This is a genomic window from Halomonas sp. ATBC28, assembly GCF_005937175.1.
Taxonomy (GTDB): Bacteria; Pseudomonadota; Gammaproteobacteria; order Pseudomonadales; family Halomonadaceae; genus Vreelandella; species Vreelandella titanicae.
Genome location: NZ_VCQL01000117.1, coordinates 1 through 439 on the forward strand (window position 1 = coordinate 1; position 439 = coordinate 439).

At 39.2% G+C, this 439-nt stretch carries 1 protein-coding gene; it reads right to left on the reverse strand.

Going from position 1 to position 439, the window contains the following annotated elements; all coding sequences use genetic code 11:
* Positions 1-439, reverse strand: a 439-nt coding sequence (locus E0L35_RS25605; protein ID WP_138801736.1) for a DUF58 domain-containing protein, incomplete at both ends; no start/stop codon positions are given.

A 439-nucleotide genomic window follows, 5' to 3' on the forward strand; every position in this document is an offset into this window, starting at 1 on the left:
TAAAAGCCCTACCTGAGCACCTTTTTTTAAAATGGCACGAATTACTGAAGCAGTAAAAGAAACTACTCCTTCAAATCTCTTATTCTCTTCGCAATCCACAACAATCATAATGTCATGGGTCTGCTTTTGTTCAAACTCTTTTGTCATCATATTATTCCGCCTTGCACTTGCCTTCCAGTTAATCCATGAGAAGCGGTCACCAGGCTGATACTCTCTTATTCCAACTGCCATTGTCGTATCTCTTTGCACTCGTTCCTTCGAAGAAGTCATCCCTTGTTCAAAATGATTTTCCAAAGGCTTGTAAACCATCTCTTCAAAAGGAGGATAGACAAGTATCCGATCAACTTGAATATAAACTTTCTCCTTTTCAACAAGACCTAAAGGATCTCCTATTTGCAGGAAAATCTGATCAAATACATGCTCTCCTCTCGACAACTCT